The 21,689-nt window shown below is 70.4% G+C and carries 23 protein-coding genes and 1 tRNA gene; 8 read left to right on the top strand and 16 right to left on the bottom strand.

All coding sequences use genetic code 11. The annotated features are described in order from the left end of the window. Positions 1–7: 7 nt before the first annotated feature. Positions 8–742, top strand: coding sequence for a TerD family protein (locus ABD371_RS23775; protein WP_344479944.1), 735 nt, complete (start codon positions 8–10; stop codon positions 740–742). A 101-nt stretch (positions 743–843) separates the two neighbouring features. Here the strand turns inward: ABD371_RS23775 and ABD371_RS23770 are convergent, their stop codons facing one another. Beyond that, complete coding sequence (locus tag ABD371_RS23770) at positions 844–1,653, bottom strand: TerD family protein (RefSeq protein ID WP_344479943.1); 810 nt, start codon at positions 1,651–1,653, stop codon at positions 844–846. A gap of 222 nt (positions 1,654–1,875) precedes the next feature. On the opposite strand from ABD371_RS23770, the gene ABD371_RS23765 reads away from it, so the two are divergent. From ABD371_RS23765 to ABD371_RS23755, 3 genes are all read left to right on the top strand, one after another. Next, complete coding sequence (locus ABD371_RS23765) at positions 1,876–3,042, top strand: HpcH/HpaI aldolase/citrate lyase family protein (RefSeq protein ID WP_344479942.1); 1,167 nt, start codon at positions 1,876–1,878, stop codon at positions 3,040–3,042. A 146-nt stretch (positions 3,043–3,188) separates the two neighbouring features. After that, the gene (locus ABD371_RS23760; protein WP_344480035.1) at positions 3,189–5,729 is read left to right on the top strand and encodes a phosphoribosyltransferase; all 2,541 of its coding nucleotides are present in this window, start codon (positions 3,189–3,191) and stop codon (positions 5,727–5,729) included. Continuing rightward, complete coding sequence (locus ABD371_RS23755) at positions 5,726–6,550, top strand: HAD family hydrolase (RefSeq protein WP_344479940.1); 825 nt, start codon at positions 5,726–5,728, stop codon at positions 6,548–6,550. The genes ABD371_RS23760 and ABD371_RS23755 overlap by 4 nt, the downstream gene beginning before the upstream one ends. A 75-nt stretch (positions 6,551–6,625) precedes the next feature. Here ABD371_RS23755 and ABD371_RS23750 read toward each other — a convergent pair whose 3' ends face one another. Continuing rightward, a complete protein-coding gene (locus ABD371_RS23750; protein ID WP_344480033.1) occupies positions 6,626–7,273 on the bottom strand; it encodes a DedA family protein in 648 nt (215 codons plus the stop codon). Positions 7,274–7,391: 118 nt separating this feature from the next. On the opposite strand from ABD371_RS23750, the gene ABD371_RS23745 reads away from it, so the two are divergent. Next, on the top strand, positions 7,392–8,573 hold the full coding sequence (locus tag ABD371_RS23745; RefSeq protein ID WP_344479938.1) for a sensor histidine kinase: 1,182 nt from the start codon (positions 7,392–7,394) through the stop codon (positions 8,571–8,573). Then, positions 8,564–9,229 carry a response regulator gene (locus tag ABD371_RS23740; protein ID WP_344479937.1) on the top strand — a complete coding sequence of 222 codons (666 nt, stop codon included), beginning with the start codon at positions 8,564–8,566 and terminating at the stop codon, positions 9,227–9,229. Before ABD371_RS23745 ends, ABD371_RS23740 begins: the two co-directional genes overlap by 10 nt. 52 nt (positions 9,230–9,281) lie before the next feature. Here the strand turns inward: ABD371_RS23740 and ABD371_RS23735 are convergent, their stop codons facing one another. From ABD371_RS23735 to ABD371_RS23725, 3 genes are all read right to left on the bottom strand, one after another. Next, positions 9,282–9,506, bottom strand: a complete 225-nt coding sequence (locus ABD371_RS23735; RefSeq protein ID WP_344479935.1) for an FmdB family zinc ribbon protein — start codon at positions 9,504–9,506, stop codon at positions 9,282–9,284. 75 nt (positions 9,507–9,581) lie between these two features. Next, the gene (locus tag ABD371_RS23730) at positions 9,582–10,949 is read right to left on the bottom strand and encodes a hypothetical protein (protein WP_344479934.1); all 1,368 of its coding nucleotides are present in this window, start codon (positions 10,947–10,949) and stop codon (positions 9,582–9,584) included. Positions 10,950–11,041: 92 nt separating this feature from the next. Continuing rightward, on the bottom strand, positions 11,042–11,767 hold the full coding sequence (locus ABD371_RS23725; protein WP_381734202.1) for a DUF4097 family beta strand repeat-containing protein: 726 nt from the start codon (positions 11,765–11,767) through the stop codon (positions 11,042–11,044). 302 nt (positions 11,768–12,069) lie between these two features. On the opposite strand from ABD371_RS23725, the gene ABD371_RS23720 reads away from it, so the two are divergent. Beyond that, positions 12,070–12,144, top strand: a tRNA-Val gene (locus tag ABD371_RS23720). Positions 12,145–12,216: 72 nt separating this feature from the next. Here the strand turns inward: ABD371_RS23720 and ABD371_RS23715 are convergent. The 10 genes from ABD371_RS23715 to ABD371_RS23670 all read right to left on the bottom strand — a co-directional run bounded on the left by ABD371_RS23715 (position 12,217) and on the right by ABD371_RS23670 (position 19,037). Then, a complete protein-coding gene (locus ABD371_RS23715) occupies positions 12,217–13,368 on the bottom strand; it encodes a tyrosine-type recombinase/integrase (RefSeq protein ID WP_344479930.1) in 1,152 nt (383 codons plus the stop codon). Further along, on the bottom strand, positions 13,368–13,559 hold the full coding sequence (locus tag ABD371_RS23710; protein ID WP_344479929.1) for a helix-turn-helix domain-containing protein: 192 nt from the start codon (positions 13,557–13,559) through the stop codon (positions 13,368–13,370). Before ABD371_RS23710 ends, ABD371_RS23715 begins: the two co-directional genes overlap by 1 nt. Next, positions 13,556–14,965 (bottom strand): replication initiator protein RepSA, encoded by a 1,410-nt coding sequence (gene repSA, locus ABD371_RS23705; RefSeq protein ID WP_344479927.1) that lies wholly within the window; start codon positions 14,963–14,965, stop codon positions 13,556–13,558. The genes ABD371_RS23710 and repSA overlap by 4 nt, the downstream gene beginning before the upstream one ends. Positions 14,966–15,056: 91 nt before the next feature. Then, positions 15,057–15,326 (bottom strand): hypothetical protein, encoded by a 270-nt coding sequence (locus ABD371_RS23700; protein ID WP_344479926.1) that lies wholly within the window; start codon positions 15,324–15,326, stop codon positions 15,057–15,059. Between the two features lie 11 nt (positions 15,327–15,337). Further along, complete coding sequence (locus ABD371_RS23695; RefSeq protein WP_344479924.1) at positions 15,338–15,493, bottom strand: hypothetical protein; 156 nt, start codon at positions 15,491–15,493, stop codon at positions 15,338–15,340. Positions 15,494–15,529: 36 nt separating this feature from the next. Then, complete coding sequence (locus ABD371_RS23690; RefSeq protein ID WP_344479923.1) at positions 15,530–15,721, bottom strand: mobile element transfer protein; 192 nt, start codon at positions 15,719–15,721, stop codon at positions 15,530–15,532. A 14-nt stretch (positions 15,722–15,735) separates the two neighbouring features. Further along, entirely contained in the window at positions 15,736–16,332 is a 597-nt protein-coding gene (locus tag ABD371_RS23685) for a DUF2637 domain-containing protein (RefSeq protein ID WP_344479921.1), read from the bottom strand. Between the two features lie 83 nt (positions 16,333–16,415). Next, positions 16,416–17,771, bottom strand: coding sequence for an FtsK/SpoIIIE domain-containing protein (locus tag ABD371_RS23680; protein WP_344479920.1), 1,356 nt, complete (start codon positions 17,769–17,771; stop codon positions 16,416–16,418). Between the two features lie 2 nt (positions 17,772–17,773). Beyond that, positions 17,774–18,118 carry an SCO3933 family regulatory protein gene (locus ABD371_RS23675; RefSeq protein WP_344479918.1) on the bottom strand — a complete coding sequence of 115 codons (345 nt, stop codon included), beginning with the start codon at positions 18,116–18,118 and terminating at the stop codon, positions 17,774–17,776. Between the two features lie 139 nt (positions 18,119–18,257). Further along, positions 18,258–19,037, bottom strand: a complete 780-nt coding sequence (locus ABD371_RS23670) for a GntR family transcriptional regulator (RefSeq protein ID WP_344480031.1) — start codon at positions 19,035–19,037, stop codon at positions 18,258–18,260. An 18-nt stretch (positions 19,038–19,055) separates the two neighbouring features. On the opposite strand from ABD371_RS23670, the gene ABD371_RS23665 reads away from it, so the two are divergent. Continuing rightward, positions 19,056–19,523 (top strand): NUDIX hydrolase, encoded by a 468-nt coding sequence (locus ABD371_RS23665; RefSeq protein WP_344479916.1) that lies wholly within the window; start codon positions 19,056–19,058, stop codon positions 19,521–19,523. Between the two features lie 416 nt (positions 19,524–19,939). Here ABD371_RS23665 and ABD371_RS23660 read toward each other — a convergent pair whose 3' ends face one another. After that, a complete protein-coding gene (locus ABD371_RS23660) occupies positions 19,940–21,688 on the bottom strand; it encodes an anti-phage protein (RefSeq protein ID WP_344479914.1) in 1,749 nt (582 codons plus the stop codon). Position 21,689: the final 1 nt, after the last annotated feature.

Raw genomic sequence — 21,689 nt, 5'->3', positions numbered from 1 at the left:
GCGGGGCATGGCCTTCTGGGACAGCCTGTGGCAGAGCAGATCGGCGCAGTTCGACATGGGTGTCGGGGCCAACTCCATCGCCCTGACGCGGCGGCGGCCCTCGGTGTCGCTCACCAAGCAGGGGGCGGCCACCGGCCATCTGCGCGTCAATCTCTCCTGGCGGATGCGCGCCTCCGACTTCGGGGGCAAATCACGGCAGGGCGGACAGCTGCTGCGGCACCCCTTCAAGCTGTTCAAGCCGGAAGTGGTCCAGGCGCACACCCAGGGCATGGTCAATGTCGACCTCGACCTCGGCTGTCTCTACGAGCTGGCCGACGGCAGCAAGGGCGTGGTCCAGCCGCTCGGGGACTTCCTCGGCTCGGCCAATGAGCCGCCGTACGTCCGGCTCAGCGGCGACGACCGGTTCGGCTCGGGCACCGGCGAGACGATCTACGTCAATCTCGATCACCACGCCGAGATCAAGCGGCTGCTGTTCTTCGTCTACATCTACGACCAGACGCCGGCCTTCGACCGCACCCACGCCCTGGTGACCCTCTACCCCAGCAGCGGCCCCCGGGTGGAGATAGAGCTGGACGAACAGGCCCCGCAGGCCCGTTCGTGCGCGGTGTTCTCCCTGGAGAACATCAAGGGGGAGCTGGTCGTCCGCCGCGAGGTCAAATTCGTCTACGGCTTCCAGGCGGAGCTGGACCGACTCTACGGCTGGGGCCTCCAGTGGGGCCGCGGTTACAAGACCCGGGCGTAGGACGCGCCCGTGTGATCCCGCCCGCCGGGGCTCCGGGCCGATCGCGGCCGGACGGCTCGCGGCCGGACGGCTCGCGGCCGGACGGCTCGTGGCCGGACGGCTCAGGGCCGGATGAACTGAGGCCCCATCGGCGGCAGCCGGAAATCCGGATCGGGGACGAAGGCGGCGGCCGGCTGCGGATAGCCGTAGCCGGTCCGGCCCCGGCCCGGGTCCGGCTGGGGATATCCGTAGGCGGGCCGCGCCGGATCGGCGGCGGGCCGCTCGGGCACGGCGGGCGGATGGCCGTACGCCGGGGCGGGCGCGGCCGGCGGCCGTGCCGGGGGCGCGGGCATCGGGCCCGGCTCCTCCGCGGCCCCCGCGTTCTCGTCCACCGAGATGCCGAACTCGGTGGCGAGGCCGACCAGACCGGTCGGATACCCCTGCCCCACCGCGCGGAACTTCCAGCTGTCCCCGCGGCGGTACAGCTCGCCGCAGATGATCGCGGTCTCCTGGCCGGTCTCCGCCCGCACATCGAAGACGGCCAGTGGCTCGCCCTCGGCCAGGGCCGCGTCGTACAGCAGTATCCGCAGGTCGTGCACCTGCCGGAAGGTGTCGCCGTCCGAGGAGGCGGCCAGCACCACCTGGTCCACGGAAGGGTCGAGCGAGGCGAGATCCGCCTCGACGGTGTCCGTCAGCTGGTCGCCGACCCGCTTCTTCGACAGCCGTCGTACCAGCCCCGAGGGGTGGCGCGGCTGGTTGTAGAAGACGAAGTCCTCGTCGGATCGCACGCGTGCGTCGGGGCCGAGGAGCAGGGCCGAGGCGTCCACATCGGGGAGGCCGGGGCCCGGGGTCCAGCGCAGTACGGCGCGTACCGCGGTGGCGTGGAGCGGAACGTTCGAGCCCTTCATCATCGCGTGCGTCATGCCCGTCATCCTGCCTTCTCGGGGGTGGCCCGGACAATGCGGCGCACGTGCCGGGGGCCGCCGCTCCCCGGCGGGCGGGGTGAGCGGTCCCCGGCTCCCGTGGGGTACATATGGAGAGCATTCAGGTGTTACCTGGAGTTCACGGACTCCGGGAACTGATGACACACATCTGTACGTACTATTACCGGCCACGTCAGTAGGGCGGGCCGCCCGGCAGCACGGGGGAGTCATATGCATCATTTCGGGCAAATCTCGCCCACCGTTCGCGAACGGCTGTTCCATCGCCAGCCCGGCGAGTTCACCGCCGCCTCCTCGCCCCGGATACTCGCGGCGGCCCTCGGAGCCACGCTCTACAGCCCCGCCACCCGCCCGAGGCTCGCCGACGACATCCGCAAACAGATCGGCAGCGGAGTGGTCTCCATGGTCCTCTGCCTGGAGGACTCCATCGCCGACGCCGAGGTGGCCGACGCCGAGGAGAACCTCGTACACCACTTCGCCGACCTCGACGAGCGCGGCGGGGAGCTGCCGCTGCTCTTCATCCGCGTCCGCGAGCCCGCCCAGATCCCCGATCTCACACGGAGACTCGGCCACACCATCCGAAGACTGTCCGGTTTCGTCCTTCCCAAATTCACCGAAGAGCGGGGCGTCCCCTTCCTGGAGGCGCTTACCGCCGCCGAGGCCACCGCCGGCCACCGGCTCTTCGCGATGCCGGTCCTGGAATCCCCCGAACTGCTCCACCTGGAGTCCCGCGCCGAGACCCTCGCCGGGATCGCCCGCACCGTGGACAAGTACCGCGACCGGGTACTGGCCCTGCGGCTCGGCGTCACCGACTTCTGCTCCGCCTACGGGCTGCGCCGCTCGCCCGACATGACCGCGTACGACGTCCAGATCGTCGCCTCCGTCATCGGCGACGTGGTCAATGTGCTGGGCCGGGCGGACGGCACCGGCTACACCGTCACCGGACCGGTCTGGGAGTACTTCCGCCGCCAGGAGCGCATGTTCAAGCCCCAGCTGCGGCGCAGCCCCTTCCTGGAGGTGAGCGCCGAAGCCGTGCGCAACACCCTCATCGAACACGACCTGGACGGTCTGCTCCGCGAGATAGAGCTGGACCGGGCCAACGGGCTCACCGGCAAGACCTGCATCCACCCCTCGCACGTCCTGCCCGTGCACGCGCTGTCGGTCGTCAGTCACGAGGAGTACAGCGACGCCCAGGACATCCTCCGCCCCGAACAGGGCGGCGGCGGGGTGCTGCGCTCCTCGTACACCAACAAGATGAACGAGGTGAAGCCGCACCGGGCCTGGGCCGAGCGCACCCTGCTGCGCGCCGAGGCCTTCGGCGTGGCCAGGGAGGAGATCGGCTTCGTGGAGCTGCTCACGGCCGGTATCACCGGCGAATGACCATGGTGCCGGGCGGACGGCGGTGACCGGCCGATGACGGCGGCCGGAGAATGGCAGTGACCGGCGGACCCGCGAGCGGGCCGCCGGCGAGGACGACGGCCGGGCGGACGGACCCCCGGCCGACGAAGAGAGAAGAGAGCGCCACGGTGGTCTGGTCGGGTACATGGGTCGCGGAGCGGCTGGGGATCGGCCTGGAGGGCGACGAGCGGCTCCCCGAGCTGCTGGGGCTCGCCCTGCGCCGCAACCCCAAGCGGGCGCATCTGCTGGTCTCCCAGGTGCTGGGCAAGCATGTGCCCACGTCGCCCGCCGTCGTGCACGCGGCCGGCCACGGCCTCGGCCTGCGGGTGCGCGCCCTGCTGGGCGACGGGGACGCCGCCCGCGCGGTCGTCGTCGGCTACGCGGAGACCGCGACCGCGCTCGGCCACTCGGTCGCGGACGGCGTCGGGCTCGCCCCCTACCTGCACTCCACCCGCCGCCCGGTCCCGGGCACGACGGCCGCAGGCGGCTTCGAGGAGGCCCACTCCCACGCCACCTCGCACCTCCTCCTCCCGGCCGACCCGGGCCTGCTGACCCGCCCGGGACCGCTGGTCCTCGTGGACGACGAGTTCTCCACCGGGAGCACGGTCCTCGGGACCGTCCGGGAGCTGCACCGCGTCTTCCCGCGCGAGCGCTATGTGATCGTGGCGCTGGTCGACATGCGCTCGGCGGCGGACCGCCGGCGGCTGGAGTCCTTCGCCGAGGAGATCGGCGCGAGGGTCGATCTGATAGCCCTGGCCTCGGGCACCGTCAGCCTCCCCGGCGACGTGCTGGCCCGGGGCCAGGACCTGGTGGCCCGGTACGAGCCCGCTCCCGAGCCCGCCCCCGCCTCCTCCGCCGGCGCGTCACCCGTGCGGCGGGTCGACCTGGGCTGGCCCGCAGGCCTCCCCGACGGCGGACGGCACGGCTTCCTCCCCGCCCACCGCGACCGGCTGGAGGAGGCCCTCCCCGCGATGGCCGCCCGCCTCGCCGAAGCCCTGAGCCTGAGCCCGGGACCTCGCCAGGGCCAGGGCCAGGGCCAGGGCGGCCGGGTCCCCGGCGGGAGCCCCGGCACACCCCCGCCGCGCCGCGTCCTCGTCCTCGGCTTCGAGGAGCTGATGTACGCCCCCCTCCGCCTCGGCACCGCCCTGGAGCGGCTCACCGACGCCGAGGTCCGCTACTCCACCACCACCCGCTCACCCGTCCTCACCGTGGACGACCCCGGCTACGCCATCCGCACCCGGCTGGCCTTCCCGGCCCACGACGACCCCGCCGACGGCCCCGGCGAGCGCTACGCCTACAACGTCGCGGGCGGCGGATTCGACGCCGTCGTCGCCGTCGTCGACTCGGCCGCCGACACCCCCGCGCTCCACGCCCCCGGCGGTCTGATCTCCCGGCTCGCCGCCCATGTGCCGCGGGTGCTGCTCGCCGTCGTGCCCAGCCACGTACCCGAAGGGCCCGCCATGAAGCCCGAGCCGACCCCGGCCCCGACACCTTCGAGGTCCACGTCCGCCGCGCGCCTCCCCGCCCCGCTCCGGGGCCCCGGCTTCTCCTCCTACGCCCCCGCCGAGGTCGGCTGGCTGCTCCAGGACCTCTCGGACGCCGAGCTGGAGGCCCCCACCGAGGAGCGCGAGGAGGCGATACAGAGCGGTGGCGCGCACTACGCCGAATCGCTCCCCGTCGAGTACCAGCCCAGCGCCGAGTACCAGAAGCTGTTCCACACCGCGCTGGACGGCTCCGCCGCCCGGATCGCCAGGGCCGTCGGGGCCGTCACCGAGACCGTCCTCGCCGAGACCGCCTCCGCCCGGCCCGTCCTGGTCTCACTGGCCCGCGCCGGCACCCCCGTCGGCATCCTGATGCGCCGCTGGGCCCAGTGGCGTCACGGCCTGGACCTCCCGCACTACGCCGTCTCCATCGTCCGTGGCCGCGGCATCGACGCCAACGCCCTGCGCTGGCTCCGGGACCACCACGACCCGGCCGACGTCGTCTTCGTGGACGGCTGGACCGGCAAGGGGGCCATCACCCGCGAACTGACCGCCGCGCTCGCGGAGTCCGCCGAGTTCAAGGGCTTCAGCCCGGAGATCGCCGTTCTCGCCGACCCCGGCGGCTGCGTCCGCACCTACGGCACCCGCGAGGACTTCCTCATCCCCTCCGCCTGCCTCAACTCCACCGTCTCCGGGCTGATCTCCCGTACGGTCCTCCGCTCCGACCTCGTCGGCCCGGACGACTTCCACGGCGCGAAGTTCTACCGCGAGCTGGCGGACACCGACCTCTCCGGCCACTTCCTGGACACCGTCGCCGCCCGCTTCGCCGAGGTCGCCGACGCCGTGGCCGCCGACACCGCCGAGCGGCTGTCGGCGGACCGCACCCCCACCTGGGAGGGGTGGGCCGCCGTCGAGCGCATCAGCGAGGAGTACGGCATCCACGACATGAACCTGGTGAAGCCGGGCGTCGGCGAGACCACCCGGGTACTGCTGCGGCGCGTCCCCTGGAAGATCCTCGCCCGCGCCGGGGCGGGGGCCGACCTCGACCACGTACGGCTGCTGGCCGCCCAGCGGGGCGTCCCCGTCGAGGAGGTCGGGGAACTCCCGTACAGCTGTGTCGGACTCATCCACCCCCGCTACACCCGGGGCGCGACCGGCGCGGACGGCACGGCGGTGACGGCCCTGTGAGCACCCCCGCCACCCTCGGCACTTCCGGCACCCTCGTCGCCAGCGATCTGGACCGTACGCTCATCTACTCCGCCGGAGCCCTCCACCTCACCGGCCCCGACGCGCTGGCCCCCCGGCTGCTCTGCGTCGAGGTGTACGAGTCCCGACCGCTCTCGTACGTCACCGAGACCGCGGCCGGGCTGCTGCCCCGGCTCGCAGCCGAGACCGTCTTCGTGCCCGCCACCACCCGCACCCGCGAGCAGTACGGCCGCATCCGCCTCCCCGGCCCCCCGCCCGCGTACGCGGTCTGCGCCAACGGCGGGCACCTCCTCGTCGACGGCGTCTCCGACGAGGACTGGCAGCGCCGGATCGCCCGCCGGCTCGCCGGCGAGTGCGCGCCGCTCGCCGAGATCCGCGCTCATCTGAGAGCCGTCGCCGACCCGGCCTGGCTGCTCAAGGAGCGCACCGCCGAGGATCTCTTCGCCTATCTCGTCGTCGAACGCGCGCGGATGCCCGAGGAGTGGCTCGAAGAGCTGGCCGAGTGGGCCGACGGCCGGGGCTGGTCGGTCTCGCTCCAGGGCCGCAAGGTCTACGCGGTGCCCCGGCCGCTCACCAAGAGCGCCGCCGTCCGCGAGATCGCCCACCGCGTCGGCGCGGACCGGGTGCTGGCCGCCGGGGACTCCCTCCTCGACGCCGATCTCCTCCTCGCCGCCGACCGCGCCTGGCGTCCCGCCCACGGCGAACTCGCCGAGACCGCCTGGAGCGCACCCCATGTGGAACTCCTGGCGGAGAAGGGCGTCGCGGCGGGCGAGGAGATCCTCCGCCGCTTCCTGGCCGCCTGACCTCCGGGGTACGGCTGAGGCCCGCCTTCCGGAAAGCCGGAGGGCGGGCCTCGGGGTCTGTCCCTCAGCCGGGGATCACCTGCGCCGGCTGCCCGCGCCCGGCTTGAAGACCCGCAGCCCGATGAAGGCCAGCACGCCGAGGACCGCCACCACCAGCACCACCTTGGAGTAGGTGGAGACGTACTCGGTGACCTCGGTCCAGTTCTCCCCGAGGAGATATCCGGCCATCACGAAGATCGTGTTCCAGATCGCGCTGCCCAGCGTCGTCAGCGCGAGGAAGATCGGGATCGGCATCCGCTCGACGCCGGCCGGCACGGATATCATCGATCGGAAGATCGGGATCATTCGCCCGAAGAACACCGCCTTCGTGCCGTGCTTGGCGAACCACGCCTCCGTCTTCTCGATGTCCGAGACCTTGACCAGCGGCAGCTTCGAGGCGAGCGCGATCGTACGGTCGCGCCCCAGCAGCGCCCCGATGCCGTACAGCGCCAGCGCGCCGACCACCGAGCCCGCCGTCGTCCACAGCAGAGCCGCGTACAGATTCATCTGCCCGGTGCTCGCCGCGAACCCCGCCAGCGGCAGGATCACCTCGCTCGGCAGCGGGGGGAAGAGATTCTCCAGCGCGATGGCGATACCCGCCCCCGGCGCTCCCAGGGTGTCCATCAGGTTGGTGACGAAACCCGGAGCACTGCTCTCGTTAGCCGCAGCGCTGCTCATGATCATGGAATGCATGCCTCTCACGGTAGAAGACCGCAGCTGAAGAAAGACTGAAGTACGCCACAGGCTTCCCTGCGGTGCACCCCAGTGTGCGGACCGGGGCGACCGGCTAGCGTGACCGGTCATGGACAAAGCAGTGGACCGGGTGGCCGGCCGAGCGGTCGCGGCACGGAGTGCGCGCTACGCGGCAGGGCTGACCGTCGGGGCCGCCACCGCCGTGCTTGATCTGATTCTCGCACTCTTCGCGGGGGTGGCCCTGCTCCCGGCCCTGGCCCTGCCGCGCGGACGCCCGGCGGCCTCCCGCGTCCTCGCCGCGCTCGCGACCCGGGTGACCGGAATCGAGCTGCGCAGACTGGAGAAGTTCTACGGGGACCGCCTCCGCGAACTGCCGCCCGCCGCGCCCCACGATCCCGCCCGCGCCGCCCGCTACGCCGCCGCCCGCATCCCGCTCGGCCTGCTCGGCGGCCTCATCCTCGGCTGCGCGCTCACCGGGCTCTCCTGGGTGCTGCTCGCCCTCTTCGGCTGGTTCGTCACCACGATCGACCACCCCCTGGCGGTCGTCGGAGCCGGTTTCCTCGGCCTCTTCGTCATGATCCTCTCCGCGCAGGGCGTCTACGGGACCGTCCTCCTGGAGAGCGCGCTGGCCCGCCGCTTCCTCGGCCCCAGCCGACAGGACCTGCTCGAACGCCGGATCGCCCAGCTCGCCGCCAGCCGGTCCGAGGTCATGGACGCGGTCAACGACGAACGACGCCGCATCGAACGCGACCTCCACGACGGGGTCCAGCAGCGGCTGGTGGTCCTCGGGATGCTCCTCGGCCGCGCCCGCCGGGGCCGCGACCCCGAACGCGCCGACGCCCTCCTCCTCCAGGCCCACGAGGAGAGCCGCCGCGCCCTCGCCGAACTGCGCGAGGTCGCCTGGCGGGTCTACCCCACCGTGCTGGACGAGGCCGGGCTGCGCGCCGCCCTGGAGACGGTCGCCGAGCGGACCCCGCTGCCCGTCGGGGTGGAGTACGAGGTGACGCCCCCGGCCGCCCGGCAGGTGGAGACCGTCGCGTACTTCGTGGTCTCCGAGGCGGTCACCAATGTGGTCAAGCACTCCGGAGCCACCCGGATAGGAGTGAGCCTGCGGCGCGAGGGCGCGACCCTGCGGCTGAGCGTCGAGGACGACGGCTCGGGCGGCGCGGACCCCGCCGGCGGCGGCCTCACCGGACTGGCGAGCCGGGTCGCCGCACTCGACGGCCGGTTCGGGGTGCACAGCCCGCCCGGCGGACCCACCACGATCACCGCGGAGCTGCCGTGCGCGTAATACTGGCCGAGGACTCGACCCTGCTGCGCGAGGGCCTGGTGCGGCTCCTCGCCGAGGAGGGCCATGAGGTCCTGGCGGCGGTCGGCGACGCCGAACAACTCCTCGAAGCGGTCGAGGCCCACACCCCCGACGTCGTCGTCGCCGACGTCCGCATGCCCCCCACCCACACCGACGAGGGCCTCCGCGCGGCCCTGGAGATCCGCCGCCGGCGGCCCGGGGTCGGGGTGCTGGTGCTCTCCCAGTACGTGGAGAAGCGGTACGCCACCGAGCTGCTGACCTCCGACGCGGGCGGCCCCGGCACGGGCGGCGTCGGCTATCTCCTGAAGGACCGGGTGGTCCAGATCGACGAGTTCCTCGACGCCCTGGACCGGGTGGGCCGGGGCCGGACCGCCTTCGACCCCGACGTCGTACGCCAGTTGCTGACCCGGGGCAGCCGAACGGACCCGCTCTCCCGGCTGACGGCGCGGGAGCGGGACGTACTGGAGGAGATGGCGCAGGGGCACGCCAACGGGGCGATAGCGCTGCGGCTGTCGGTGTCGCGGAGCGCGGTGGAGAAACACATCAACGCGATCTTCGACAAGCTGGGGCTGACCGGGGGCGGGACGACGGGGTATTCGCGCAGGGTGCTGGCGGTCCTCCGTTATCTGGGCGGCTGACGGCTCCGTTCCCACGGAGCCGTCATGCCGTCTCGGCTCGGCTCAGCTCGGCTCAGCCGCAGCAGCCACCCCCGCAGCAGCCACCGCCCCCGCCACCGCCCGGAGCGGGGGAGGGGCCGGACGCGGACGCGGACCCGCCGACGGCCACGGCGGACAGCAGCTTGACGGTGTCGTCATGGCCCGAGGGACAGACGGCGGGGTCGGAGGACTGGGCCATCGGCCGGTTCACTTCGAAGGTGTCGCCGCAGCTGCGGCAGCGGAAATCGTATCGGGGCATGCCCTCAGGCTACGCGCTCCGCGCCGAACTCTCCCTGGGTCGCGGAGGCTTGCTCACGGCCTCCGGCGGGACTGCCTACACCCCGGCCGCGCCCCGCTCCTCCCTGATCCGCTCCACCACCCGGGCGGCGTCGGCGCGGACGGCCTCGTTCTCGGTGAGGAACTGCCAGTAGTCGGGGTGGCGGCCCTCCAGGGCGGCCACGGCCCGGTCCAGCCGGGCGACCGCGTCGTCCAGCGGCCCGGCGTGCCGGGGGTCCGGGGTGTGCCGTCCCGCCATGGCGAGCCGCTGCGCGTCACGCAGGGCGAACCGCGTGCGGTCGATCTCCCGCTGCGGATCCTTCGCGACGGCGTTGAGCCGCTGAAGCCGGTCCCCGGCCGCCGACACGGCCTCGTCGGTGCTGTTCAGCAGCGCCCGTACGGTGCCGAGCAGCGCGGTCGCGTCCGGCCACCGCTGCTCCTCGCGCGCCTCGGCCGCCTCCCGGAGCTTCTCCACGGCCTGCCGGACACCGAGCGACGCCTGCTCGGGCACCGGCTGAAGATCCTGCCAGCAGGCCGCGCTGAAACGGCGGCGCAGCTCGCTGAGCACCGGTTCGACGGAACCGGCGCGCGTGGTGAGCGCCTCGGCGCGGGTACGCAGGGACACCAGCCGCCGGTCGATCTCGGCCGCGCGCTCGGGCAGCCGCTCCGCCTCCGTCCGTACCGCCTCGGCGTCGCGCAGCACCCGGTCGGCGCGGTGCAGCGTCTCGGGGACGCCGTGCCGGCCCGCGCCCTGGTTGAGCATCGTCAGCTCCGGGGCGAGCGCGGCGAGCCGGGCGGCGAGCGAGTCCGCCCGCATTCCGGAGCTCCGCACCGAATCGAGAGCATTGCTCGCGGCGAGGAGCGCCGCTCTCGCCCGCTCCACGGCCGGCGCGAGCCGGGCCAGCTGCGACTCCGCCGTGTCCAGCAGCGGCCTCAGCCCCTCACCGAACCGGTCCAGCTCCGCCTTGACCCCGGCCAGCTCCCCCTCGGCCCGATTCAGCTCGTCCCGCGCCCGCGACGCGACCGCCGGCTCAAGGTCGTCCCGGTCGAGATCATGCGCGTCGACCGCCGCGATGTACCGGTGACTGACCTCGTCGATCCGCCGCCCCAGCGCCTCAAAACCCTCCACCGCCCGGCGCGCCCCCGCCGAGCTGTCCACCGCCGTGATCGTTTCGATCGAGATCCGCAGATCCCGCTGCGCGGAGTCCAGCTCGTAGAAGGCCGCCGCCGCCGCGTCCTTCGCCGCCTGCGCCTCCGCCCGCCGACTCTCCCCACGCCCCCCGAACCACCGCCGCGACCCACCCCCGGTGAACGCCCCCGCCACCACGGCCGCCACCAGCGGCACCGGCAGCAACACCAGCGCCAGCACATCCCCGACGGCACTCGCTGTCGCTCCCGCCCGCGGCCGCGTGTGTGTCGCCGTCACATCCCTCTCCCGTGCTGCGTCGCCGTACCCGGTACATTCTCGCACCTGGCACCTGCGAACACACGGGCCGAGATCCCCCGGCCGCCGTCCCCCTAGTCGGCGGCGCGCACCTTCACCCACCCGTTGTCACTCCGGGCGCTCACCACCCGCGTCCCACCCGAGCCGACCGCCGGGTCGACGTCGACCGTCCCGTTGTCGCTCTTCGCCGTGACCGCGTACGGAGCCCCCGCGCGCGGCAGATCGATCCTGATCCCCCCGTTGTCACTCACCGTCTCCACCCGCTCCGGCACCGCCCCCGCCTTCAGCCCGATCCTGACCTCCCCGTTGTCGGACACCGCCCGCACGGTCTTCGCCGTGACCCGCTCCGTGGTGATCGTCCCGTTGTCACTCGTCAGGTCGAGCGCCCCGCTCGTGTCCCGCACCGTCACATCGCCGTTCCCCGAATTGATCTTCAACGGCGTACTGAACCCGGACGCCGTCACGCCCCCGTTCTCATCCACCACCGTCACCGCGACCCCCCGCGGCACCTTCACCGTCTGCCGCCCCGCACAGTCACTGGCGATCGCCTTGCAGCTCATCCGCAGCACCAGCCGCTCCCCGTCCATCCGCCACGAGGCCTCCGGCCCGCTCCCGACGAACACCCACCCGTCGATCTGCCGGCTCACCTCCACCTTCTCCACATCGGCCGCCACCACCTCCACCGCCGAATGGTCACTGTCCACCGTCAGCCGCTCCCCCTCCAACGCGAACGCCTTCCGCTCCACCGGCGCCTCCTCCGCCTCCGCACTCCCACACCCCACCAGCGCCCCGACCAACATCCCCCCACCCCCGACCCCCACGGCGACCCGGACGAGCCACCCGCGCCGAGCGGCAGCACGGTCACGGTCAACGGCGGTGCGGACGGTGTTCGCGGCCATCAAGATCATTCCCCCAGCAGTTCCCCAACCAATGTCCCCCCACGCTACGAGCCCCCCACCCCCACCACGATCCTGCCGCCCACCCTCCCCGTGGTGGGGCTATCCCCACCTCACCTCCGCCCCCTGCCCCCTCCCGCCCCTGACCCGCGAGAACGGGTTTGCGAGGCAGGGCCCTCCGCCATGTACGCTGTTCTCTCATCCACGGGTGCGTAGCTCAGGGGTAGAGCGCTGCTCTTACAAAGCAGATGTCGGCGGTTCGAAACCGTCCGCGCCCACCAGTGCAAAGGCCCCCCGCCGATCATGGCGGGGGGCCTTTGACATCCACTTTTGACATCAACCGGGGCGATCACTCACGACCGGGGACGCCTCCTGAGCAGCCGGTCCATATGACTGACGGCCTCCCGCTGCGTCTCCTGGACCACATGCGCGTACACATTCATCGTCACCGCGATCTGACTGTGCCCGAGGATCTCCATCACCACCCGGGGCGCGACCCCGGCGGCGGTGAGCAGCGTCGCCGTACCGTGCCGGGCGTCGTGCAGCCGGATGACCCGCAGGCCCGCGTTCTTCGCGACCCGGGTGAACGAGCGGTACAGATTGCGCGGCTCGACCGGCTTCCCGCTGCGCGTGGTGAAGACGTATCCACTCTCCTCCCACGTCTCTCCGGCCCGCTCCCGCATGGCCGCCTGTCTCATGCGCTGCCAGCGCAGGGGAGCCACACAGATGGCGGGAAGGGGAAGCGTCTGCTTCCGCCGCCGCCCCTTGGGATCGTCCTCGTACGCCTCCCCGGCGACCCGCTGACGCTGCGTCCTGACCCGGATCTCCCGTCTGTCGAGGTCGACGTTCTCCCAGCGAAGACCGACGACCTCACCCCGGCGGAAGCCGAGCGCGACGGCGAGCACGAACGCGGCATAGAGAGGGTCCTCGCGGGCGGCGGCGAGGAAGTCGAGCGTCTCGTCCAACGACCAGGGAGAGATCTCGTGCGTGGCGACGGCCGGCGGCTCGACGAGCCTCGCGACGTTCCGGGACACGAGTTCCTCGCGGACGGCGGCGGTGAGCGCGGTGCGCAGCACGCGGTGCGACTCCTTGGCCGTGGCGGCGCTGCTCTTCATCGCCACCAGGGCGAGCAACCGCCGCACGTCGGCGACGCTGAGGGACTCCAGCCTCTTGGTGCCGATCATCGGTACGAGGTACAGCCGGACGTGCACCTCGTACTTGGCGACCGTGGTCCTCTTCCGGTGCGGCCTGACGATGTGGTTGAGCCAGTACGGCAGCCACTCGCTGAGCTTCATCGAACGGGTCGGTACGGGGATGCCGTTGTCGACCTTGTCGAGCAGCGCGCGGCGCTTGGCGTCGCACTCGGTCCAGGTCTTGCCGTAGGCGAACTTCCGGGCGCGAGTCCCGTCCGGCTGGAGGACGTAGACGGCGGCCTGGTAGCGGCCGTCCTTGCGCACGGTGATGGTGCCCGCGCCGTTGGGATTGCGCTTGCGCGAGGTGGCCATCACGCGGCCTCCTCCATCTCGTGGTTGATGAAGTTCCGGACGGCTTCGACGGGCACGCGGCGCGACCGCCCGATGGTGATCGAGGTCAGTCGGCGCGAGCGGATGAGGTCGTAGACGGTGGAGCGTCCGATCCTGAGTCGTGCCATGACCTCCGGCACGGTCAGCAGCTCGGCGGTGGCGACGGGGGTCATGCCGCGACCCCTTCCAGGGGGAGTCGGTCGCGCAGCGCCTCGCGGGCGGTCTCGCGGTTGAGCCGGATGCCCCGGGCGATGGAGGCGGCGAGGGCTGCCTCTCCGGCGGTGTGGCCCTGTCCGGCGTACTGCCAGGAGGCGAGTACGAGCACGGTGTCCGGTTCGGTCCCGTCGCGCCCCTGGGCTTCGGCTTCCTGGGCGGCGCGGTAGTCGGCGCGGGCCCGGCGGAGTTCGGTCAGGGTGGTGGAGTACCGGCGGGACTTGGTGGAGAAATGGCCGCGGAAGCCGAGCATGTGCGCCCAGGCGAGAAGCCGGCGATCGGGGTGGAGCGGGTCGAGGTCGAAGCAGGCTTCGACGAGGCGGCGGGTGTGGTCGGGGACGCCGAGGAGGAGCAGGGCTTCGCGGTTGCCGATGCGCCGGTCGACACTGCCGGTGGTCTCGGCGGCTTTGGTGGCGTACTTGGCGATGTAGGAGGCGACGGCCTGTTCGGTGGTGTCGGAGCCGTCGCCGAGGGTCGCGATGGGCCGGGTGTCGAGCTGGGTGCCCCAGCGCAGTCGGCGTAACGGCTGATCACCGGCAGCGGGGACGGCGACGGTCGTGTACGCGTGGGCAGCCGCCGCCCGGATGGCGCGGGTGAGGAGTTCGGCGGTGGCCCAGGACGGAGGCGGGGTGGCGGGGCCGCCGGGCCCGTCGAGGCGGATCACGGCGTGGAGGTGGACGGCTCCGCGCTTCTGGAACTCGGCGACCTTCCCGTACGAGAGCCGTACGGCTTCCTTCAGCGCCGCCTGTGACAGACCTGCCGTGGCGGCGATCTCCCGGCGGAGACGGGTGGTGAGGCGCTGCCAGAGCTGACCGACGTGGTTGTTGAAGAGCACGGTGCCCGCGTAGTCGTACGACGCGGGGTCGAGCGGAGTCCCCAGCTCGGGCGCGTCCTCGGCGTGCCGGACACCGCAGCGGCAGGGGCGAGCGCCGGGGCGGTTGTGGACCGGTCCGAACGAGGGCGCGGTGAGGGTGAGGAAGACGCGGGGGCGGTCGCGGACGGCGGTCGGGATGTCACGGCGGTCGTCACCGGCGAGGCCGGCGCGGATGAGGTGGTAGGTGTCGCCCGCGTACGTCCAGGCGCAGGCCGGGCAGCGGGAGGCGCGGCGGTTGCCGCACGCGATGCGGAGCCGTCCGCCGGGCTCGGTGCCGGTGGAGTAGCGGTGGAGGGTCTCGCCGGTGGTCTTGTGTTGGGCGAGGGTCCAGCCGGTCAGATGGATGGGGTGGGAGCAGCCGCCGGTGCGGTGGATCTGCTCGCGCCAGCGGTCGAAGCCGGGGGACGCGGCGACCTGGAGCATCTCGTTCAGGGTGGCCGGGTCCAGGCTGGTTATGGTCGTGGTGCCTGTTCTGTGGTGGTGGTCGGTCATGATGTGCGAGTGCCTTCCGGTTCTCTGGACTGGGCGGGTGCGGGGCTCCCGGGCGGCGGAGACTTGGCGGTTGAGCCGCCCGGGAGCCTGACTAGCGGTGCCTGCGCTGCCCGTTGAGGAGCGAACGCAGGACGACGGCGCAGACGGCGACCGAGGTCGCGCTGATCGCGACGGCGAGAAGCATGGAGACCAGGACCGTGCCGACGATCAGCACGAGTCCGGTGCCCCCGGCGGCGAGGGTGACGAGGCCGGCAGGGGTGAGGCGGGCGGGCGGGGTGTGGTCGCGGGCCGAGGGCTCGATGTCGGTACGGGTGAAGTGGCTGGTCGGGAGCGGATTGACCGGGACACGCGGTCGGAGCATGACGGTTCTCCCTACTTGGTGATCGGGTCGATGAACGGGGCGAAGACGCTCCCGGCGAGGAGATAGCCGCCGAGGAGGATCACGGCGACGAGCCACCAGGGCGGGCGGATCAGCTTGATGCCGAGGACGGCGACGACGATCAGGGCGAGCCAGAGCGGGACGTCCATGACGCTGTTCTCCTTGTTCTCCTTCGGATCGGCGAGTCAGCGAGGCGTGCAGCGGTGGGTGCGGGCGGCGAGCTGGGCGGCCGAGGAGCTGGAGTAGTCGGCGGACCAGCCGCAGCGATCGGCGGTGCACACGGCGGCGTGCTTGGCGCGGCCGTGGCGGTCGCGGTGGGTGCCGATCTGTACCGGTCCGATCCGCATCACGGAGTGGAAGTGAGCACGTGCGGGCATGAGGCGTTTCTCCTTCAGGTGAGTTGGGCGGCGATGGCATCGGCCATCGGGGGCGGGACACCGAGGCGGGCGCGCAGAGTGTCCGCGTCGATCGGCGTCCCGGTGCGGGCGCGGTGGTCGTCGGCGACCTTGCGGGCGTGAGCGATCAGCGCGGGAGGGACGGTGACGGCGGTGGGTACGGGCTCGGATTCCGGCTCCGGCTCCGGCTCGACGGCTGCGGGCTCCGTGTCCTGTGGTGCCGTTGGTGTGTGGACGAGGAGGGTGCCGCCGAGAAAGGCGAGGGCGGGCCATCCGGCGACGAGGACGCGCAGCCAGTCCGGCACGTCGTTGAGGTCGAGGAGCCCGGCGGTGGCGATGTTCGCGCCGAGCGACGCGGCCAGGGCGATGATGAACCAGACCCAGGCTGAGCGGGCGGATTCGCCTTCCGCCCGCAGGCTCCGGAGGCGGTGCCAGGCTGCGACCAGGAGAAGGTCTACGGAGACCGGGTAGGCCCACGCCTTCCAGCCGGTCTGCCCGGCGGCTTCGGCGAGGTCGTGAAGGTGGGCGAAGGACAGCGCACCCGCGATCACGGCCTGTACGAGAACGGCGTCCGGTCGCGGTGTCGAGCGCATCGAGGGGCCTCCTTCCGGTTTTGGGCATGGGAGGGGCCGGGACGTGGCGTGAGGCGGTCGCGCCGACCGTGGAGCGGGGGATGTCAGGCGATCGCCGGAGCCGTTTCGCCGGCCGGTGCCGGGCTCTTGGCCAGGGGCGGCAGGACGGGCCGGAAGGCGTCCAGCACGGGAATCCCCGGGGTGCGATGGGCGTGGGCGTTGCAGATGTTCACGGCCCGCCGCAGGGTCAGGTGCGGCGTACGGACGCGGACCCAGCCGCCGGAGGAGTCGCCGACGACGGCGGTCCCGGGCCGGTCGGTGGGGATCTGGATGGTGGCGAGCACGGCGTCCGGGGCGATGTCCCCGAAGGCCATGTTGGCGGAGGTCTCGTCATTGACGCGGTGAGCGGTACGGCCGGTGAGCTGGGCGCGGAGCATGGTGATGCCCTTGCCGAGTTCGGAGCCGAAGCGCTGCCCGCAGATCTCCAGATAGACGCCGGCGGCCCGGCCGAGCTGGGAGAGGCGGACCAGGGCGGTGATGATCCGGTCCCGGCGCTTCTCCTCCTCCTTCGTGGCGAACAGGGCGAGTTCGGCGACCTCATCGACCAGCAGCACGATCGGGGTCGGGCGGAGGTGATCAGGCAGGTCCCAGATGTCGGCGGTGATCTCCGCGTCCGGGACGTCCGCACTCAGCCGCTGTTCACGCCGGATGAGCTGGTACACCTCCTCCATGTGCCCGACAAGCGCGTCGAGGAGTTCGGCGGCGGTGCCGGGGGTGTCGGCCAGTGCGGTGAACCGGCGAGCCAGCGGGGCCAGTTCGACCCCCTGCTTGCAGTCGATCCCGACCAGGGCGACATCGAGAGCGGCGAGGGCCGCGACCAGGTTGCGCTGATAGACGGACTTGCCCGATTGGGTGGCACCGACGTTCAGCGCGTGCGGGCTCTGCCGGTAGTCGCGGTAGTAGATCTCCCCGTCCTCCCGCATGGCGACCGGAACCCGCATCACCCCGCTGTCGGGCGCGGTGGGCATCCGCACTCGCTTGAGGACGTCGTACCCGGTCATCCGGAGCTCGACCACCCCTGAGCGGATCTCCCGGGCGATGACGTTCCGCATGACGAACGAGTGCCGCAGCCGGTCCGACGCCGCCGAGAAGTCGAACGCGTCCTGACCGGGCCGGAGTTTGATCCGCAGCACCAATCCTGTGCGCGTCGGCCGCAACCGCAGAATCCGAGGAGCCCGCGACTCAGGAACCGGTCGGCCGGTCATCCGTGCCAGCGTCAGCCGCCAGCCCGAAGGCGGGACGGTCAGCCCGCACGCGTCCATCACGGAGACGTACCGGACGAGGACCCGCACCAGCGCGAAGAGGATGCCGAAGGTCATCCAGTACCAGGCCGGACGCTGCCATCGAAGCAGCAGCGCGACCGAGGCGACCAGGGCGAGGGAGACCATTAAGGCGGTCATCGTCAGGCCGCTTTCGCGGCGGTGAGGGAGGTGACGGCGACAGCGCGGAAGCTGATGCCGTGGCGCTTCTGACCGTTGAACTCGTTCTCCCACGGCCGGGCGACCACACCGGTCAGCGCGACCGGGGTCCCCATCGCCAGCTCCTCGGAGACACCGGTCTGGGGCACGGTCAGGTTCAGGATCTCGGCGTTGCCGTCCATCACGAACATGACGTCGACCGTCATCAGCGTCACGCCGGTCTCGCGGTCCGTGGCGATCTCACCGGTCTGCCGGTTCGCGATCTTCGGGGCCGGAGGCTGGGCGACCATCACCATCGCGGCGGACGTGTCGACAGGGATCTGACGCACAGTGAATCACTCCTCTATAGAGGTTGAACTCCGCCACTCATGTACATGAGTGACATGAAGAAGAGTGCCTGACTCCTGTGCATGAGTCAACCCGCCGCGAAGAAGAACCTGCGGCGGGCTGTGGGGAGTTGAGCGAGCGTCAGTCGGTCGCGGGGATCCTGTACTGGAAAACGAACTGGTCAGCGGCCATGAGGGTGTCGCAGACCTCCACGACCCTCCCCTCCTCCGTCACCGCGTTCCGCAGCAGATGAATCACCGGCGCACCCGGGCTCAGCGCCAGCTCCGACGCCTCCGCCTTCGTGGCCGACCGTGCCTGGAGCGTCTCCACGAACTCCGCGAAGGTGTGACCGTGCCCTTCGAGCCGGGCATAGATGCCACCGGGCCCCGGGTTCTCCGCGAACAGCTCGGGGATGTCCTTGACCACGTCCCACGGCAGATACGAAGACGCCGTCTCCACCGGAGTCCCGTTCCGGAAGTACAGCCGCCGCCGCGCGAGCACCTGCGTACCCACCTCGACGTCGAGCCGCTCCGCGATGGCCGCCGGCGCTTCGACCGGCCCGATGTACAGCACGCTCACCTTGGCCGTGGCACCCGACTGCTCTGACTCCGCCAGGTACGCCGCCTTGCCACCCCGCCTGTGCGACGCCCGAAACCGATCCGAGGCCCGCAGCCGCACCGGCGGCCGATCCTTCACGATCGACCCCTTGCCGTGCCGAGTCTCCACGAGCCCACTCGCCCGTACCTCGACCATGGCCTTCCGGATCGTGCCACCCGCGACGCCGTACCGCTCGACCAGCTCCGACTCACTGGGCACCATGTCCCCGGCCTTGAGCACCCCCGCCCTGATCTGCTGAACAATCTCGTCCGCGATCTGAACGTACCGAGGTACCGCCCTACCGCCTCCCACCGGAGTCCCCACAGTCTTTCCCACTCTCCTATGCTCCTCTACATGAGTAACAGCGTCCGCGAACCCCAGTCAACGCCACTGCACTCCGTGTCCGTGGCCGGAGCAGTGGTCCGCGACGACGGCTGCCTCCTCGCCATCCGCCGAGCCGACAACGGAACCTGGGAACTCCCGGGCGGCATCCTCGAACTCACCGAAGCCCCCGAAGCCGGCGTCGCCCGCGAAGTCCTGGAAGAGACCGGCATCCACGTCGAGGTCGACGAACTGACCGGCGTCTACAAGAACACCACGCGCGGCATCGTCGCCCTGGTCTTCCGCTGCAAGCCCTCCGGCGGAACCGAGCGGACCTCGGACGAGTCCACCGCGGTCGACTGGCTCACCCCGGCGGAGGTCGAGGAGCGCATGGCCGAGGTCTACGCGATCAGGATGCTGGACGCACTCGACGGGAACGGGCCCCATGTCCGCAGCCACGACGGGCGACGGCTGATCGCACAGCAGTGAGGTGAGCCCCCACCCCAAGAGGCCAGCGCGGTAAGACTTTCCCTACTCCATCAAGGCGGCTCGCTCCGCTCCCCGCACGCGGCCCCGGCTCCCCGCCGGGCCCGACGCTCCTGTCTCCGACCCGCTCCGGGCCCGGCTACGCCAGCCGCGCAGGGCGACGGAACGCATGAACGGGGGAGAAACCCTCTGTGGCCGGGTTGGTCGGCTCCACGGCTTTACGGAGCCACTTTGGCGCGAGCCTCGAAGATCATGGCCCCAACGTCGTGCTTTACCGGGCAGGTCCACAGACTGCCCGACGCGCCGGAAGCTTACGGGGCCATGATCACTCGCGCCAAAGCAGCGCCACCCCAAAGCCGCTACGCCGACCTATTTACCACGCTCGCGAACATAAGTCTGGCCGGGGCGAAGTCCGGGACCTACTCGTTCTCCTTGAGCCAATAGCTTGCGTCCATCTTAGGATCGGGGATTAGTAGAGTTTCTTCGATCCTCATCCGCATGGCCTTCATGCGCCATTCCTCAATCGCTTCGCGAGCATCATTAAGAGCGTTGCACTGCTCAGCAGAGAGATAAAACCGGAAAGCTTTCACGGTGTCCCAGAGTCGGTTAATCCGCTCCAGCTCGGGAGGGGACCGTAGCGCCAGAGCAAGGTAAGCGGCTACAGCCCCATTAACTTCGCTTTTCAGAACGCGACGGTGAAGATGCGGCAAAACATCAATCCCGCCATCGGCGCTGTATACCACCACGATAGTTGCCGCTCGGCCGCTACCAAGATAGCGCACTGCGTTATTAAGTCGACTTCCCCGAGCAGGATCGCCTTCACCCTTGGCTGCACCGTCAAGGATCACACCGATCGCATGACAATTTCCCTGAGGGTCAAGCAGTACAGCGCCATCCATGTCTGTGAGCTGTGTAAGCAAGCTCGGTGAGAGCAGAGACGGCTCGACCGCCCATGACTGGGGAGACAGTCGCTCTGCTTCCTCTTCTGCGTCTGCAGAGATTACAAGCATCGCGCCATGGCGGTGTTTACCAATGGCACGAGCTGCCTGCACCAAAACGTCGCCATCTGAGTCAGCAAAGAGCCGATCGCATAGGTCAAGGAAATATCTCTCATCGAGTACATACTGCGGCAAACTTGGAATTCCGTCACGGACAGCGAGCAAAGCTGTGCCGGCATGCAAAAACTCCCAGTAACCCCGCCTCAAGAACCTAACGCTGAAGACTGACTCGGTAGTGGGGTCATAGTCAGCGCGCACTGTTCCGAGCCCGTAAATTCTCTCTCCATCCGAAAGTACGTCAGCGGTTGGCCCACCCCCTTCCAGTAGTTTGCGGATAGCGAGTGTATTGCGACTGTTGACTGGACTGGCCAACTTCACACTTACATCAATGGCTGGATTATCCGCTTTAGCCAGCACCAAGCGTCCGGCACCTTCACGACCTTCATACGGCAGCGCCGAAAGCTGATTCATGAGCAAGTGAAAGTCACTCGCAAACCAATAGTGTATGCAATACATGATAGTGCGCAACATGTGTTCTGTGGCTGTTCGCACGATCTCACCTGTACTCGCACCCAAGACACTCAGACCGGCACCGGCCTCCGGCAAATACAAGGCTTTCGCCGCTCGCCCGAGAATCTCCCAGATAACTGCGTGGACGAGTGATTGAAGCACTGGCATTCGATCACTCATGGTAGTGGAAATCTGCGGCACGCGAGCAATCGCCTGCTTTTCGGTTCCAATAATTACGTGCACATCATAGTCACCGACTTGCACAGAGTTACTAGCGAAAAAGACTCGCTCAGATTGCCCTTCCAATGACCCTAGGGTTTCTTCGAGAACCTCTGCCCGCATCCGGTTCATCAGAGACTCCTGGCGGAGCTTGCGCACCCTCGGATGGCTATGTAGAACGCTGCTCTCGGGATTATTTCTGTACTTCTCAACCGCGAGCCGCTGCACGTCAGAGAAATCCTCTGCCTTGTAGAGACCATCTCCCTGCTCTACGCAGATCGGAAACCTGTGTCCGTCAGTCACCTCAAATCCAACGAGGATGCAGCGACCATACGCCTTAAACCCGATCTCCTCGAATGCGCGCTCCGCCTCGAGTTCGACCGAAGATCGAAAGATATCCTGGAAGCCCCACATGAATTGTTCGATGACGCGCTCACTCATG

It is taken from the genome of Streptomyces amakusaensis, assembly GCF_039532665.1.
Taxonomy (GTDB): Bacteria; Actinomycetota; Actinomycetes; order Streptomycetales; family Streptomycetaceae; genus Streptomyces; species Streptomyces amakusaensis.
This window is presented reverse-complemented; position numbering and strand designations above follow the sequence as displayed.